The sequence below is a fragment of the Haloprofundus halobius genome, from assembly GCF_020097835.1.
In the GTDB taxonomy this organism is placed as follows: domain Archaea; phylum Halobacteriota; class Halobacteria; order Halobacteriales; family Haloferacaceae; genus Haloprofundus; species Haloprofundus halobius.
The window spans coordinates 2,984,910-3,001,581 of the sequence record NZ_CP083666.1; the positions used below are offsets into that span (position 1 = coordinate 2,984,910).

Sequence of the window (16,672 nt, forward strand, 5' to 3'; positions counted from 1 at the left end):
ATTAGCCACCTGCAAGCGGGCGCAGGGCGCGGATCGTATCACGCGTTGAGCGGCGTGTCCGGCTTTTTTTCTCCCGTTCTGGCCGGGAAGTACGTGCATAGGAACATCAGCCACTTAAGAATGTTTGGAATGCTATGAGTTTGCATACCATACTAGTTCTCTGTAGTGAAAGGATATGTTGCTGCTCTGTTTCAGAAGCTGACAGATGTGCGCGTTGTCAAACGCGATTTGGTGACGGACGTGTCTACAAATACATTACAATTGTTGGCGAGCGTGGTTCTACCTGTTCATATTCTACTCCCAGATCTTTAAATACGCACTTTGGTATTATGAAGGGGCAATATGACCGCCCAACCTCCAAACGGTACACAGCAAGGCAACAGCACCCAGACTCCTCCAAACGGGGGTATCTACGTCCCTCCACCTGTCTTCGCGCAACTCGAAGCACTCCGTGAATCGGGAGTCGTCAACATGTATACCGAGGTCCACGCTGGCCTCGAGCACTTTGGATTCGAAGAGGCTCGGGAGTGGCTCGAATCGAATCCTGAGTTGTACGTCGAAGGATTCACGAAGGGCTTTGCCCCGACCAATCCAGATGCCGTCGAAGAGATCGACTCCGACGCGTTGCGCGAGTCGGTCCCCGACGAACCACCGTCGCCTACGCGCGCAGACGCGAGTACCCCTAACGAACAGTATCTCTTGGACAATCTCCAGGGTCTGCGGCGCTTCTCGGAGCGAGCAGAGGAGTACTACAGCCACGGAACTTGGCGGGAGACCGCACCCCTGACAGACGAAGAACTCGAACTGGCGGATCTGTTCGACGTCGCTGCTGACTGCGAACCCCAAATGTGTTACCGCAATGCGCTCCTCACGGCAGCGACCTTCGGCGAATCCTACGACGTGACGTACGTCGAGGGCTACGTCAAGACCAGTTCGTTCGCTTCGTCGATCGAGCATGCTTGGGTCGAACTCCGAGGGAAGGTTGTCGAGTTGACGTTCCCCGAAGGACCGCAACCGGAAACCGACGCGGCGTACCTCGGGGTCGAATTCCCGGTCGAAGACGTCAAAGCGAAAATCTTCCGCGAAGGAATCGCAGAACCACTGGTCGACTGACTTCCGGTCGTCAGTTAACTCGATTGTAAAGACCGCCTTTACACTCTGCTCAACGATTTGCCCGCTCGTTCTCCATGGGTAGTACTCGGGAACCCCCTAAAACGGGGCGGACCCCCAAGACGAACTCTGTACTGAGATAGGCGGCTAGTCGCAGAACTTTCGATGCACTCCAGGTCCAGATACTGACTGTAGTGGTAGACAGAGTAGAATGGTATCTCCAGCTCTTCGTGGTTGCAGGTGATTCGGTGCATCACTGAATGAGTTCCGAATTCATCCACTTGGGAGGACGATTTCCATCGAGACACCAAGGTTATCGTCTTTCTCCGAAACCCCTGTAGGCAGCGCAGGATACGCTGGCTCTTCCCGCCGAGGACCAAGGGTCAGTTGTTCAGCCGTATATGCAAGAATCGCCGCATCGATAACGTCGTCGAGACGGCCTTTCGAGATTCGATGATGCCACTCGCCTTCTTCCTCGCGTTCTTGAACGAGTTCCATAACCGTTTCCTGCAAATCCGAGGTGTCATTGAGTACCTCGAGACGCTCTTTTCGGCCCTCTACACTATTTTTCGATTCGAGCGAACGGCCAGTCAGCTCTGCGAAGCAGATCTCTGGATGACTCTCGTAGATTTTGTCTGTGGCCTCGGGATGTTCTTGGAGGAAGACGTCGACCTCTCGAATCCGCGGGAAGAGCCACCAGCTCTGACTCCCGAGCGATTCGTCGTTCAGCTCTCGTGCGCGGTCGTAGTCGTCCATTTCGACCACCTCGCGAGACGGTATCGAGAAAACCGTGCTGCCCCGGTTAGTGAGGCGTTCCTTCGCTTCGACGTCACAGGCCCGGACTCCCGACTCGGGAAGCCCGATAGGGATGTCAACCAGGATAGACCGTACATCTGCGCCATATTCATGCCACACATTCAAAATCGAGGGTTCGGTAGCAATCTTGGTCGTCTCACCAGTCTTTACGACGACCCAACAGCCTCCTGCCCAATCGACACCCAGATACGATGCCATAGAGCCCCCCAACCAACGGTATGTCTTAACTGAAGGGGTAATGAGGTCCTCGCTTGGACGTTGGTACCTTGTTCGACGGTGCTCGATCGATGGTCGTGATGTAAGTCGCTCTACTCGACGTGAGATAGATACCGTTCTTCGTTGTCTAGGATACGGGAAATAGTCCCGGCACTGACTCCGGTCTCATCTTCGATTTCAGACCACGTTGCACCGTTCTCGCGCATCTGAAGAACCGTGAGAGCAGTATCGAACTTCCCCGGATCTGGTTCGAGGTACCGTTTATCTGAATCGAGTCGGAACCCAAACGGTGGACGCCCCTGCCAGTACCCGTTGTCGACGCGTTCCTGGACCTTCTTCTTGGCTTTCTGTATCTCGCGACGTTTGGTGACGTCGTCCATGTAGTTCCGGATCATCTCGATGAGCCAGGACTCGTCGTCAGTGAATTCGACTCGTCCGTCGGTGGTCGTCCAGAGTTCGACGTCCCACTCGTCGAGGTCGTAGTAGAACATCGAACGTTCTCGCTTGTCTCGGGAGAGACGATCGCGGTCACGAACGACGAGTACGTCGACTTCACCCGTTTCGAGCTCAGCTTGCATTTCGAGGTACTCAGGGCGCTCTGCATCGAAACCGGACGAACGCTGCCCGTCGTCGTAGATGTTTAGGAGTGCAAATCCCTCTCGATCGGCTAGGTTTCGGATTTCTCGCTTCTGATCGGGGATACTGGCGTCGCTGGTTTGGGAGAGACGAGTGTATCCGACGGCAGACTTCGTATCACTCATCGTCTTCAACCACCTCCATCGTCAGCTTCGACGCGCTGGCTAGGTTCCACTCGACTGTTCTCCCGTCGAGATCGAGACTGTCGGCGAAGGCCTTCGGGATGGTGACTTTGTACTGTCCGTTCTTGCCCTGACTGACTCTCGTTTGGTTCGTTTTCGGCATCTCTCTTACTAGCCATTATACAATGCCTCAATTTAGGGCTATTGGAGATCACTCCGAAAACCTGCATTTCTGGAGTGAGGGTTCTGAGAGATCTCGTCGAAGGCGAATTACACTTCCGAAAACTCCATGTTCCGACACACCAGAGTCCACGATATATCTCCGCTGGAAGCGTCCAGCTCAATCGAAACATCCTCTTTGTAGGAACATATCTTCCAACAAGTGCCTACTCAGCGGGACCGAATCTGGTCTGCGACCCTTCAATTGATCGAATGGAACAGGTCGTTCACTGCATCTCAGGTCAGAGATGCGATTGACGGTAAGGCCCCCTCAGAGAGAACCGTACGGAACACACTCGACGCAATGGAATCTCTGGGCTTCTTGGAGAGTGACGGTGGGAGGGGGCGTGCACCCCGGGTCTTCTATCCCGTAGAGGCCGACCCAGCCGTCGAGACTCCGGGATACACACCACGGGCGAGCAACCAGTCTGGAACGTTTCCGTATCCTGGCTCCAAGAGTCACCTTTCGAGGTGGATTGTCGACGTCATGCCGACACACGATACTTACGTCGAGGTGTTCGGGGGTTCGGCAGGGGTACTCTACAACAAGCCCAACTCAAAGTACGAAGTCTACAACGACGTCAACGACGATTTGACGCAGTTCTTCACTGTCCTCCGTGATCGCCCCGACGATCTTGCCGAGTGGCTTCAGACGGTCCCGTACTCGCGCACACAGTACAACACGTGGGTCGAAGAGTTCTACGCTGGGCATCGTCCAGACGATGCTATCGAACGAGCGGGCCGATTCTTTTCTCTGCGCTACATGCAAAGTCTCGGTGTTTCCAACGCTCCTAACGGCTTCAAGGTGCGCGCAAAACGGTCGCCGGCTCGGACGTTCGATAACGCCAAGCGACGAATTCCCGAGCTGGCAGATCGGTTCCGTGATGTCACGATCGAAAACCAGCACTATCGAGAGATCCTGACAGGGTACGACGATTCGAGTGTAGACGTCCTCTTCTATGCTGATCCGCCCTATATCGGATCCGAGGACCACTACAACACCGAGTTCGATCACGAGGACTTCGTCGACTGCCTGCGGGAGGTAGACGGTGATTGGATCGTCTCGTACTCGACTATACCGGACGGCCTTGAGGATTACACTGTCGTCGAACACCAGAGCCAGCATCGCATGCGTCGAGGTTCCGGTGCTATCGACGAGCACCTCGTCTGCAACTTCGATCCGGCAGACCGGCTCTCATTCAGGGCTACAATCGGTGACTGATTGTCCTTGCCTTCATGTTCTCGCTGTGAGATCCATGTTCGGAATCAGGCCTTCTATGAAGTATCCTCCCAGCGATAGAGATGGAAGACTAGTAGGAGATGTCGTGACGTTCGTTGAAGAGACGAGTCGGCCACCTAACTCGGGAATCAGAGAAGGCGGAGAACTATGAAAGAATTCGCTCATGATTGATGTCTGAGGATTAGGGACACACAGAGTGTGACTTCCAGTGTGGCCGCTCGAGAGGGGGGTCGGGGATGCCCGCGAGAATTTTCAGGCTCGATAGGTCCAAACAACTAATTGAAATACAATGTAATTAATTTGTATGTGTTCCCACTACGGGTTAGGTATGAGGTGGGTAGTAATAAGTGTATCTGCGTTATTAGTCTTGGCGAGGAGGGGTGGGACCCCCTTCGCGTAGGCTCAGACTGGAAGTGGCACTCTGTGTGTGTATGTAGGCAGATTGACTTGACAAATTTCGTATCTCGGGCGGATAATTTCGGCAGTAAGGCCCCCGAGAAATTCTGCGGTCGTTCCCATTCGACTCTACCGGTGTTCTCCACCGCGAGAACTCCCCCGAGGGCGAGAACTGGAGCCGCTGCAAACCCAGCGCGAATACTCCTCTGAGGGTCGACGAACTCGAACTCGCCGCTGACACCGACGTGATTTCGACTCTAGTGAGAGTTTTCGGAACTCATCTCGCCGAGATTCCTCACCGGTCTGACGACCCGGTGTATCGAAGATTTCTGATGACCGACCTCTCCACGTCACCATCATCAATATCACTCTCCACGAGGAACGATAGGACGATAGAGGATTCTGACTGAAATGATTGGAACTGAGCAGGAACAGATCAACGGGGTACGTGACGTATTGGGACCTCGGCAGTGCGCAGTGTTACTCATCAGTACGGCGATGGTCGCAATTGGGTGTCTGGGTCTCGTTGGTGTGATCGCAGCGAGTCCTCTGTTGATAGGGGGGCTTCTGGGAGCTACCGCTGTCCTCACTTTCTATACGGTCAGATTAGGCGCTCAAATTAGTGACTTGGATTCCTCGGGCTAGCTAAATCTTCTCAGTTCCGTTCACCCGGATTTCAGTATGGTCTCCTCACAAAATTAGTGTGAGGAAAATCGCACGAGAGTAGTTTCGGGATTTTCTCGTGACGAGTCAGTCTTGGACTGGTGTTCACTTCGAGAGACCAAAGCCGTTTATTTCACCATGGCATTCTCAAATATATGTCCGCTAACCGAACCTCTCCTCTAAGTACTCGCGGTGAACGCCCTGCGTCCGATACTGACCAGATCCTCGTCCCAGTCGTGGATATCTCTGAAAACCCGACCGTTGACTGGTATACGCCTCGGCAATTCGAACAGTTGTACGGATACCCTTACGACGCACCCGAGACGGTCGTCCATCCGCGAACGCTCGAAGAACTCGGTCGTGAACGACAACTCCGGCTGACTGAGCCCCGAATGGATGCCTTCCACCGACTCGCACGCCTCTGGAACGGAGAGGCCGTCAGACATGGCGATGTCCACCTGCTTGCCGACGCCATCCCGTCTTGGAGTGATGTGTTCGGGGATCTCGATCAGGGACAGCTCGAAGCAATGAAGACGACGGTCACTCCTGCTGACGAGGTGTTCGTCCAAGCGTTCAGTGAGTACGACTGGGCGACGACGGAGCACCGGAATCGACAATTCCTGAAGCCAACGACGATACTGCGTCGAACGGTCGAGTACGATCTCGAGGAGCGTTGCCGGACGTTAATTAACGAGCGGGACGAGTTCCCAAGCCTCGTCGGAGATCCTCACGAAGGTCTGAAACACCGTGTCAGCGTCGGTCTCGAAGTGGCCAGAGCAACGTTCGAGCACGGTCGCGAGGTCGAGACGTACGTCGATTTCGGTATCAACCAGTACACCGTCGACATCGTGGAGCGAGAGGTGCACCGAACGGTTCTCGGCGAGGTGTTGACGGATCACAACAACAACCGCCTGTATCGCTCCACGATGGCGAAACTCGTCGACATCGGGTTACCAGCGGTGCTCGTCTTCGACTCGCGTTCGACCCTCAGACGCGTCTGTAACCACTGGTACGACCGTGGTTACGACGTCCCGGGTGCTCCCTTTACAAGCGCACCACGAATGGGCTGGCTGCGAGAGAAGTTCCACGACGCGGCGCACGACAATACTCGTGATTGGGTCGTCGAGGACGTATTTACGATTACTCAACTCTGGGATCAAGTCTTCGCGGAGGACCCACCGAGACGCAGAGATGTTATAGCATTAAACTGGTAGGTTATGTTTCCACACTTACTCGGTCACTCGCGTGGATCGCAACACGTTACCCATATTTAACTGGACTTTCAGACCGGCTAGCTTTCGTCAGAAACGGGTGTCTCAACCCTTTCCGAAGGCTGGAATCGGTGCGGAATGAGTTTTTGAGTTCTCAGACTATGTAAAATATCCGACTGATATCAGAATCTTCTCGGTCAATACGTCTATCGTGAGGGTCCTGACGAGAGTAACCAGACTAGCTAAATATTCTCAGTTAGCTTCTCCAACTGGGAGTTCGCGAACCCCTTCGACTCTCAGTAGGTCTCGATCACTCTCAGTGAGGTTTGAGTGGCCAAGCACTCTCTGGCCAGAGACGAGTAGAATACGAGGAGATGATGTTGAAGCCGCTGTCCGCTGACAACTGTCGTCCTAGCTATTTCTTCTCGCTGCGTTGTGTCCCTCCCTCACCACCAACTGTTCTCTACTGAGGGAGCGATTCGAGAATAGCAGTATAGGTCTGCCACACACGGGTGAACTCGGGACCACGGTCGACGAGGCGGCTATCTGGGTCGTATGACACGACGTCGCCATCGCGATAAGTGGGAAGATGGGATTGTACGAGGGCGATATAGACACGTTTTCGCTGGTCCGATTTTAGTTCCTCTGGACTGCACTCGTATTCGGCGCAAGCGACACGTTCGGCGAGTGTCGAGGTAGACAATGGCGTCTGTTCGGCAGCGGCGAGTTCTTCCAGGATCAGCTGCCGGCGTTTGGGAGCGATCAGTTCGAGTATTTCAGTCACAGGAAGGTCTTCGTCTTCCTGTGGTCGAAGATTTGACGACCCCGTGAAGAGCCGCACGAGGTATTGTACTGAACGGGTAAACAGCGATGTCTCTGATGGTGTTTTTGTCGTCATCGTGTTCTGGGCGAGCGATCGGTGCTCGTCAGATTTCGACTGGCACCGACCGCGTCAGCCAATTCTTCAGGTCGACTAGCATTAAGTCCACGGACCAGCCCCTCTCGAAGCGGTCGCATGTTTCCTTTATCTCTCCCCCTGCTCAGATTGTTAGACCACCCCTGTGCTATCCGTTAGTTCGAATAACTACGTTAGAGCAGCGCTGGGCACTCTAAACGGTACTTAGGGTTTATGTCGAAACACCAGAGTGGTCCGTTCGAGGTGCTCGGGCTACGAACGCTACGGTACGAAGGGCCGGCGGAACTACCCGTGCTCCGAGAGAATGTATGCACCAGAAAACGCACACTTCCAACCATCGAGATAGACGTATCACGCCGCTACACGACTACAGGACCCACACGCGGAGGTATCTCGCGTGAGTTCCCGTAGTCAGGTCCCACAGGCTGTCAGAGAGCAAATCCTCCAAGAGGTCGGTTACTGCTGTGAACTCTGTCCCGCACGGGGGACACAGGTCGGTGGAGACGCGAATCTCCACCTCCATCATCGCGAGTCGCCTCTTGTCGGTGGAAGTCACGACCGAGAGAACCTCGTGGTGCTCTGTGCAGACTGTCATCATCACCATCACAGTGGGCGGACTGATTCTGACGATATCGAAACTAACCTCGAAACAGTCGATATTGATCCCACACCTGCTGACTTCCGCCTCCTGAGCGCTATTGAGCAAATCGCCCCCGCGACAACTGGCGAACTTGCCGAGGAGGCAGGCATCAGCGACGTTCACGCTCTGCGGCGACTATACGCACTTGCAGCGGCGAGTGTCGTATGTAAAACCGCCGACCGAGAATGGGACCTCGCTGAACGTGTCGACGAACCACTCCGCGGTCAGTTACCTGACGACCCTGAACAGGCTGCTCGCCATGCTCGCGATAGTGTGATCAAACGAATGAATGACCACGGTCTCTCTATCGCCGAGATTGCAGAAATCGTGGGACTCTCAGAGCGCACAATTCCTATCGCAATCAACCGCGCTCGTGCGTTCGATCCGCCATTGCCACCTGCCGACGGAGCAAGCGAGCCCGATATCGCTGATCTGGCACGGCGAGTTGCCTCGCTCGAACGGCAACTCAATTGAGACGTGTGAAGTGATCTTTTGAAGAAAACCAGCTTCGTCAAGCTATGGATTATTGAGACTCTTTTCTATCTCCAGTTGAAGGAAACGGATGGGACCGGCGATTGTCATATGGTCGGGGAGTATTTCCTCAAACTGCTGGAGAGCTTTGAGGTAGTCTTCAAGCACAACGACAGGAAATTCGACCTCAACGGGCTCAGTGCCTAGCAGTCCGAAAGCCGCTTTTAATGAACTATCGGAGTCTCCCTGATGGAGAACCGTCCAGTAGAGATCGACTGTGAACGTTGTAATTGCAAGGGCAGCTTCCGTGTTCAACTCATCGTAGGAGGCCAAGACCGTACTCCAACTCTTGACATAGCCGACAGCCGACAGTGAGTGCGGCGTAAACGATACTGTGTGATTGTCTATTTCTTGTGTTGCCATGTCGGCCTTCCTCTTCCCAATTCCCGTATTAAACGATTTACATTGGTCTATGTTATCGTGAGTCAATGAGGCGGTGAAATGATCGAGTTCGCTGCTCTACCGGTCACTTGCTATTTCTTGATTGTGATACTCCAGATATACCTGACCAACTGAGTGAGATTCTAGTTGTCTCAATTTCCGTCCATCGATTGCATCGTCGTAGGAATGCCTGATAGTATACGACTCAGAGTCGACAGACAAGGTTCCATAATCAAAGTCAGCATGACACGTGGGACATACAACGACTATATTCTCACGAACATCTGGTCCATCCTCACCCAGCGGGTGAAGATGATGGCCTTCGGCATAGTATTCATGAGTACCCCTCTGTCGGCGGTCACCACAGACTTGACACCGATGCTCATGCTCTAATTTCAAAGATTTCACCAATTTTGTATTCCGGATAATCCGGCTGGTGGCCGTCTCAACCCGTGCAGGTGGTTGCGCATCCCGTGTCCATTCATCGCAGTCCCGCCTTTCTCCCAGGTTAGGATTCTTCTGGGCCTGTTGGGTAGCCTCCTCCAAGAATGACGGTGTGAGTGCCCAGGTAAATTGCTCTGAGTTCTCCGAAAACTCGAGACTCGATCGAGTCTTCCCCTTGGTCGTGAGAATCCCAGAATGCCAAAGCATCGACTTAAATTGATGTACAATCGAGGGTCGGTAGAGCTTTGGATGCCACAGTTCATTAGGTGTCGAATCACTCCCAGCTGGCTTCCAATCGAAGGAATCAATCTGTTCTCTCTTCTCAGACGTGATGAAACAATTACGTGCGAATTCAGGGTCACGGTGGTAGATCTCTTGGACGAGAAGTGGTAGAGGGATGGCAGAATTGCCTCGCTCTATCTGGATTTCCTGCATGAGCGTGACAAGTCGTGCAATCCCTGACTGGTTTCTCATCACTTCTTGTGTAATTGATCTCCACTCTGGGAACCTATCGAGGAATTTCGTTCGTCGCCTGTAGAGTGAGCGAAAAGCTTCGAGTGCAGCTTGTTTGCTCCCGTGTTCAGTCGTTCCAACAGTAACAACACGCTGACCTACGTCACTAATCATGTCGACGTCGGCGGTAGTCGTTACCAAGCCCAGATTCCGAGCCCCATCTCGAGATCCCTCTACGTCACCGTTGATCTTCTTCCCATTCTCGTTTTCCATATTGAGGATAGTAGCCGCCTCAGTATCTGGTTCTGATGCGGCACTCGCGACCGCAATTGTATAGCCGAAATAGTTTTTCGGGTGGTTAAGATTGAAATCGGGTATAACCGGACTATCTTGCATTTAGGTGCCAGCTCGATGTGTTATTATTTGAGTCTATCCTGATTGTCCGTCGTGTCAGGACCCAGCCAAAGGCTTCAGTTACGGAGCAACTCTACAGTGTATAGTAAGACTCTTAGAGGCTCTCCAGTAGCCATGATTCTTCTATACCCCCGTACAGAAGCAATTATCATCTACACTAAGAAATAATGGCATACACTTATCGGCTGTATATTCAACCATTCCTACATGAGTTCGATATCTACCAACGTTTTCCTCGTACCGTGTGACCCCGGGAATTTTGACCGAACAGTTCGCTCTAAAGTAGATCTCAATGACTATCCTGACTGCCCGGATTCCTTTGCGGATTCAGGTGAGGTACATTTCTGGGGAGCTCGCGATGGCTCCAACAATCGGGCATACTTCGAGAAAATGAGTAAGGGGGACCTCGTTCTCTTCTACCAAAACGGGACCTACGTCGGAGTGGGATGGATCGGAACTACATTTGAGGACCAGAAAAACTGGGCAAGCACCACGTTTTGGCGCAATGCTCCCTCAAATCTCATCTATACGATTACAGAGTTTACAACCACTTCGGTTCCAAGAGCGGTTGTAAATGAGGTTTTCGACTATAACGCCACGTATTACCCACAAGGGCTAACTCGAGTTGCGGAAGGCCGAGTAGCCAACAGCCCAGAACGAATCAAATCCCGTATCGAAGGCTACGGTCAGTAACGTAGTTGATTCTTACGAGACACTTCGTTTATAGGAGCTGGATTGGGTCCCTTGCTGCTAAACGTCGAACCCAGCTTCTCTCGCCGCATCAAGGATGCTTCCAAATTCGTTTCGATACTCAAGGTAGCCAAAGTCCGTCTGCTCGTCTAGTACCTCTGCACTGGGAAGACGACCAATGGTCTGGATGACGCCCGTCAACTGTACGAGCATCAGTTGTGTGTTCCTCACGCTCTCTCCCTTTTGTCCGCTAGAATCCATTACTGGGGTTGGAGAGGAAGATGTCCAGTCCAATCCATGAGATCCTTCGTGGAGATTTTCGATGTTATCCTTTACCACTTCATGAGTAGATTTGGCGTCGTCCAGCGTTGGAAGTTTCACCGTAGCGCTGATCCATGCACATGACTGGCAGAGTTCTAACCGCTGACTTGGGGTGACTTCCCAGTAGAGGAGTACCTCTGAGATACGTTTGTCGCACACGCTACAAACGTGGAAAGAGCCAGCAGCTGATTCACAACTGAACTCTTGGGCAATCTCTTCGAGAACCTCGTAACAGAGACTCGCAGACTCGTATTGCTCTAAAGCAGTCTCATGATTCGACTGTTTGAAGGCACGGTCGCCTTTCGAAGTATAACGGTTGGCTCGTGATAGGAGGTATCGGAGTTGTCGATAGATTTTGAGCACATCTTTTACTGGTTCATCGAAGTGACGTCGAAGATACTGGTAAGAAACTCTTCGCTGAAACTCGTCGCCATCCTTGAATCCAATCAACTCCCAATCGTGCTTCTCGTCTCGACATTCATCGAGATGAACCGCAACATCTTGAGGCGATGCCTCAAAGGGACAATCGGGTACTGGACAGGCGACTTTTTTAGCTATCATCCTTATCCTCACTTTTGAGAATACTTTCTCGAAGTAGACACTGACACATTCTTGGTCGTAGACGCTGCTTGTCTATATTAAGTGTTAATGGATAATAGTAAGCAAGATACCTATTCACGAATAGCTTAGTTTACATGCTAAAGAAAACGTGTTAGATGAGAAGAAACAACCCACGACCGGAACAAGAGTCACTACAACTCCAGACTTACCGAGGCGGGAGTTCGTTACCGTGGCAGTTCTCAGTGACTAGAAAAACAGACAATATCGTCATCGAAGAGGCTCGTGGACCAACCGATCAATTTGAACCAGTTACGAAAAAGTTCGCTATTGAGTCTCAGGAGCTTGGCTCTACATCCCTTTCGTTTGAGCACTCGGTGAGTCGACGAGTATGGCAAGAAGACGAGAGACAACCAGCAGTACGGTCACAGCGAAGCCAAGGACGTGTTTTCGAAATTCTGTATCGTGCGTCTGATGGCTGGCACCTTGATCAACCTGAGCCATCAATCGACGATGCACTCCCGGATACAGAGGGGACAATTGTACCAACACGCCATACTGGAATTTCTGTTAAAGCGACCTTTGTGCGGTCAGAGGTCGGCACCGACTTGAAGTTCACAGAGGAACGCGAATACTACATTACGAACGATATTTTCGACGACTACGAGACCATCTACGTCCTCTCGTACAACGAAGTCAACGAAGAATCGACGGAAAACCTCGTATGGACCGTGGACAACGCTACTGCTTACAAACTGATTCAAACGAGTGCTAAGTGAAGAAGGTCCGAGTTCGCCGCTAAAGCGAGAATTCCTCTGAGGTAAGGCTCCTCAGTTACACCCCATGTTGGTCTCGCTTAGAGATGAGAAAATCCGAGGAAGCCATTTCAAATGTTGAAAACTAACAGAATCTGTTTATGTGTCACTTGTATATGATGATTCATGGTTGATGCATCAGTCGTAGTGGTTCAAGCCATCAAGGTTGGGTACAAGACCGGGGGAATCAGGGGTGCTGTCGTAGCCGGTATCCTTGCGGGAGGCTCTGTTTTGGCGGTGGTTCAAGTCCTTCGTAGGTATACTGATGTAGAGGAAGAGAAATTGGCTACAAAACTAGATAACCTGGCTGACGATGATGAACTTGCCGACATACTCGGAAACGAATTCGGCGATAAGCTGGACGAACTTCTCACTCGAATGTTTAGTGACCGTGCGGGTGGAGGAACAGGTAGTACCTAAGTTGGCAATTTAATCACAGTAAGCAACTGTCTATCTCTTTTATTCTTATCGTAAGAAATAGTATTTTTATCCGAAATTAGGGGGTAGCCTTCTATTCGAAAATGGGATGGCTCGCTAAGGTGATTGCTACTTTATTTCCCTCTCAACAGTTCTCAACCGTTAGTGAACGAGTCCTCCTTTAGGAGATGACCGAATAGGCGTCTATTCACATCTGCTCACTGGAGCTCCGTTGACGCTTGGGCTACGACTATCGCGACCGTACACTGTCTGACTCTGAGCCCAAAGCTACAATGCAGACATCGATGGTTTGTGTACTCTTCTGTCTCCCGTAGAATCGACCACAACAGTGGATCGGTCACTGGCTATCACGTGAGAGAACAAACGACATTAGAGTGAAAACTACATCTCTATTTTCTGCAATGGAATGTATTTGTAGATAGATTTATAACCCACTATAGACAATAGGATGTTGTAATATGGTGAATAACGACGACGTGATGGGCAATTTCTGCAAGAGTTCAGCTACAGAGGTAAGCTCGCGAGAAGGCTGGGAAAACTGTGGTGAGATGATTGCGGAGAAAACGCGACTTCAGTTCAGTGGAGAGTTCGTGACGCAGTACACGGTCAGGATCGACGGAGAGGTTGTTTCTCGTCTTTCAATTAGAGTCGACGGTACTCTGTACGACGTCGTATTGCCTGCAAGCCGTGCGAATGAACGGCACGATCTCAAGACCGGTGCAGAGTACATGATTAGCGGATACATCGTACACGCACCAAACGCATTGCCGCGTCTCGATGCCAAATGCCCTGCATGCGAAGGTGAGCTTCGAGAATCCGGGCTCATAGACGAGTACGAAGTATTACGGACTGCTATTGATTCGCTTGGACTCACCGACAGCTTCGTCGTCTGTGACGATATAAAGCTCTGTAAACCAGCCGCAGAATCCCGAACTGAAAGTTCGGATTATAGCCGAGAATGTTTGAGTAAGTCGCTCGATGGCAAGTACGTCTGTACTTCGTGTGAGAATGAGTTCTCGGAACCTGACCTCTGAACGATGTCAGCATCAAAACATTTCGCTGTCAGCGAGGCGTACCGCTCGTTGAACACTACTTTCGGTAATGAGCAGGGAAGAGTAGCGTGTTCCCCGTTTACCTCCTTCGGTAGACATGCAAAGAGGATAAGGATGAAACGATGAGTACCGAGATCACGAGTGGTGATGACCATATATCGGCCAACATCGTCTCTAAAGTCTCGTTTCACCACGTCAACGTCGATGCTGGTAACGAGTCCATCCTCCTCCGGTTCGGATACGAAGGCCACGAGGAGACTGTCTGCGTGCTGGTCGATGCTGGCGAAAACGTCAATCTCGATTCGGTACGACGGACGCACGACTCGCTGGCTGCCGTTTGTCTCACGCACGCACACGCAGACCACTATCAGTCGATTGGCGAAGTAGTTGAGGGCGACGTACCGATACTAACGTCACCCTCGACGGCTGCCATCCTTGATACTGTCCTTACGTCAGCCCGAGAAGTCGGATTCGTCTCCGATGTCGAACGACTGGCTGAGGCCGTCATTCCAATAGATGAGTGGACTGATGTCGCTCCTGGTGTCCGGGTCCATCCCGTCCCCGCTGGTCACGCACCTGGTGCTGTTGGATTCGTAGTGCGGTTCCGTGACGCGAATGGTAAGCACGACATCCTGTTCACCGGTGATTTCACGCTCCACGCAGCAGGAGGATATCCAAGCTTCGACCCAGGTGTCGCTGTTGACGCTGAGGCGATGTTCTTGAGCGTTGCAACGGCAGACGCGTACAGTGACGAATTGACCGACGGTATCGGTCAGTCCCTTGAGCGGGCACACGGCGGTGCACGAGTTCTCGTCACCGCTGGTGGGCTCCAGAGCACTCATCTCGCTACACTCATTCGGGCAGTAACGAACGAGCTCACACTCAATGTACCTGTCCGCATCGTCGGACAGGCAGCGAAACTTTACGACGAGCTCGGCTACGATGTCGACGGAGTTCAGTCGATCCCAGAGTTCGAACGCACGAAGTCGTGTCTTGAGGGTGGCGTGGTTACCATCGCCGGGCCAGACGTCCCGACAGAGGGGAGTGCTGGTCGGCTCTACGGAGCGATTAGGGACGACCCGAACGCCTGTCTCGTCCAATTTGTCTCCTCGGGAACTACTCCAGTATCTGGGGATGGTCAGTGCGCTACGTTCGAGTATCGACTATCGATGCATCCAACGGGAGCCGACCTCGACGCCGTCGTCGAAACTATCGACCCAATCGAACTGATCACGCTCCACGAACACGGGGGTGGTGGGCGTCGCTACAACGATTGGAACTCGTGCGTCTGGTCACACGACGACAACCGAGAACTCCCGTTGTTCGAAGACGGTCGGTGGCTCACACCACCGTGGATGGACTCGACATACGCCCAAGTCGGGAGCCGAGCGGTGGATATCGGACACCTCGCGGGTGACGCCATCGGCGATGTTTCACTCGCATCACTCGACCGAGAGGAGACGATTGACCCGAGCCACGAAGGAATAGATATCAGTCGCATTTGTGACCGGCTACACCTCTCTGCACAGACTACCCAACCGACCTCCCTCACGTCACCGAAGATGACCAATTCAACCGACGACAAAACGAACCGCAGCACTACTGAACTGTACATGACCGTCGGCGCGAAGACTGACTCGGCAGGAACGCTCTCGACAGATTCACTCGCACCAAAGAACCTCATTGCTGCACGAGCACGAGCGAGTCTCGCTAAGGACGACACCGAGCAGGAATCCGACTCTCAACGAGAGGCCGACAAAGAGACGAGCACTCGAGGTCCGGTGTCCAAGGACGAAGTCACGAACACCGAGACCGCCGAAGACGGTGTGGCGCTCACCGAAGAAGCAGAGACAAGTGAAAAGTCGACTGACGAGTCGTTCGCAGAGACTGATACTGAACGCAGTTCCGGAGAGCCGACAGAGGAGACCACTGCCGAGACACGATTGAACGACCCTCCAGTCGTTGCTTTCGAAATCGACCCTCTCTTGCTCGCACTCGCCGAACAGGGTGTCGGTGCCGAATCGGTAGACGCATTTGTCGCTAAGGCAATGAACTCGTACCTCGAAGCGATTATCCGAGCGGGGACTTCGCCAGAGGGAACGGTCGATAGCCTCGATATGAACATCAACGTTGGTGAGCGCCTCGGAAACGTACTCTCCACTGTCACCGCTGAGGACGATTCGGTTTCGACGCTCGTCCGGACTGCCCTCACAGAGATGCTCGGCGAGAAGGAATCCGCGATCGTCGAAATCGCTGAACGTGATGTGAATTGTGTATTCGTCGATGCAGCGGTCGAAAACCCGGAATATGGCTTCGAGACCCGCAGCGATTTTGTTGACGCTGCGGTGTTGTGGGCGCTTGATGGGTAATCGTTGCAACGACTTCGTGGT

General features: G+C 52.6%; 16 protein-coding genes. 9 read left to right on the plus strand and 7 right to left on the minus strand.

Annotated elements, in window-relative coordinates; genetic code table 11:
* The first annotated feature begins 342 nt into the window (after positions 1-342).
* Entirely contained in the window at positions 343-1,113 is a 771-nt protein-coding gene (locus LAQ74_RS15765) for a hypothetical protein (protein WP_224333512.1), read from the plus strand.
* A 270-nt stretch (positions 1,114-1,383) separates the two neighbouring features.
* Here the strand turns inward: LAQ74_RS15765 and LAQ74_RS15770 are convergent, their stop codons facing one another.
* From LAQ74_RS15770 to LAQ74_RS15780, 3 genes are all read right to left on the minus strand, one after another.
* On the minus strand, positions 1,384-2,124 hold the full coding sequence (locus LAQ74_RS15770) for a DUF429 domain-containing protein (protein ID WP_224333513.1): 741 nt from the start codon (positions 2,122-2,124) through the stop codon (positions 1,384-1,386).
* A gap of 110 nt (positions 2,125-2,234) precedes the next feature.
* Positions 2,235-2,903, minus strand: coding sequence for a recombinase family protein (locus LAQ74_RS15775; RefSeq protein ID WP_224333514.1), 669 nt, complete (start codon positions 2,901-2,903; stop codon positions 2,235-2,237).
* A complete protein-coding gene (locus LAQ74_RS15780) occupies positions 2,896-3,063 on the minus strand; it encodes a hypothetical protein (protein WP_224333515.1) in 168 nt (55 codons plus the stop codon). The genes LAQ74_RS15775 and LAQ74_RS15780 overlap by 8 nt, the downstream gene beginning before the upstream one ends.
* 360 nt (positions 3,064-3,423) lie before the next feature.
* On the opposite strand from LAQ74_RS15780, the gene LAQ74_RS15785 reads away from it, so the two are divergent.
* Together LAQ74_RS15785 and LAQ74_RS15790 are read left to right on the plus strand one after the other, a co-directional pair.
* Positions 3,424-4,341 (plus strand): DNA adenine methylase, encoded by a 918-nt coding sequence (locus LAQ74_RS15785; RefSeq protein WP_224333516.1) that lies wholly within the window; start codon positions 3,424-3,426, stop codon positions 4,339-4,341.
* A 1,232-nt stretch (positions 4,342-5,573) separates the two neighbouring features.
* Entirely contained in the window at positions 5,574-6,632 is a 1,059-nt protein-coding gene (locus LAQ74_RS15790) for a hypothetical protein (RefSeq protein ID WP_224333517.1), read from the plus strand.
* A gap of 460 nt (positions 6,633-7,092) precedes the next feature.
* Here the strand turns inward: LAQ74_RS15790 and LAQ74_RS15795 are convergent, their stop codons facing one another.
* Entirely contained in the window at positions 7,093-7,527 is a 435-nt protein-coding gene (locus LAQ74_RS15795; RefSeq protein ID WP_224333518.1) for a DUF7344 domain-containing protein, read from the minus strand.
* A gap of 415 nt (positions 7,528-7,942) precedes the next feature.
* Here LAQ74_RS15795 and LAQ74_RS15800 point away from each other — a divergent pair, with 415 nt between their 5' ends.
* On the plus strand, positions 7,943-8,659 hold the full coding sequence (locus LAQ74_RS15800) for an HNH endonuclease (RefSeq protein ID WP_224333519.1): 717 nt from the start codon (positions 7,943-7,945) through the stop codon (positions 8,657-8,659).
* Between the two features lie 42 nt (positions 8,660-8,701).
* Here LAQ74_RS15800 and LAQ74_RS15805 read toward each other — a convergent pair whose 3' ends face one another.
* Both LAQ74_RS15805 and LAQ74_RS15810 read right to left on the minus strand, forming a co-directional pair.
* Positions 8,702-9,079, minus strand: a complete 378-nt coding sequence (locus tag LAQ74_RS15805) for a hypothetical protein (protein WP_224333520.1) — start codon at positions 9,077-9,079, stop codon at positions 8,702-8,704.
* Positions 9,080-9,175: 96 nt separating this feature from the next.
* Entirely contained in the window at positions 9,176-10,390 is a 1,215-nt protein-coding gene (locus tag LAQ74_RS15810) for an HNH endonuclease (protein WP_224333521.1), read from the minus strand.
* A gap of 225 nt (positions 10,391-10,615) precedes the next feature.
* Here LAQ74_RS15810 and LAQ74_RS15815 point away from each other — a divergent pair, with 225 nt between their 5' ends.
* Positions 10,616-11,101 (plus strand): hypothetical protein, encoded by a 486-nt coding sequence (locus LAQ74_RS15815; RefSeq protein WP_224333522.1) that lies wholly within the window; start codon positions 10,616-10,618, stop codon positions 11,099-11,101.
* Positions 11,102-11,158: 57 nt separating this feature from the next.
* On the opposite strand, the gene LAQ74_RS15820 is transcribed toward LAQ74_RS15815, so the two are convergent.
* Positions 11,159-11,980, minus strand: coding sequence for a hypothetical protein (locus LAQ74_RS15820; RefSeq protein WP_224333523.1), 822 nt, complete (start codon positions 11,978-11,980; stop codon positions 11,159-11,161).
* A 242-nt stretch (positions 11,981-12,222) separates the two neighbouring features.
* On the opposite strand from LAQ74_RS15820, the gene LAQ74_RS15825 reads away from it, so the two are divergent.
* The 4 genes from LAQ74_RS15825 (at position 12,223) to LAQ74_RS15840 (ending at position 16,651) form a co-directional block, all read left to right on the plus strand.
* A complete protein-coding gene (locus tag LAQ74_RS15825) occupies positions 12,223-12,756 on the plus strand; it encodes a hypothetical protein (protein WP_224333524.1) in 534 nt (177 codons plus the stop codon).
* A 162-nt stretch (positions 12,757-12,918) separates the two neighbouring features.
* Positions 12,919-13,212 (plus strand): hypothetical protein, encoded by a 294-nt coding sequence (locus LAQ74_RS15830; protein ID WP_224333525.1) that lies wholly within the window; start codon positions 12,919-12,921, stop codon positions 13,210-13,212.
* A 476-nt stretch (positions 13,213-13,688) separates the two neighbouring features.
* Positions 13,689-14,264, plus strand: a complete 576-nt coding sequence (locus LAQ74_RS15835) for a hypothetical protein (protein WP_224333526.1) — start codon at positions 13,689-13,691, stop codon at positions 14,262-14,264.
* Between the two features lie 140 nt (positions 14,265-14,404).
* A complete protein-coding gene (locus LAQ74_RS15840) occupies positions 14,405-16,651 on the plus strand; it encodes an MBL fold metallo-hydrolase (protein ID WP_224333527.1) in 2,247 nt (748 codons plus the stop codon).
* The last annotated feature ends 21 nt before the right edge of the window (positions 16,652-16,672 follow it).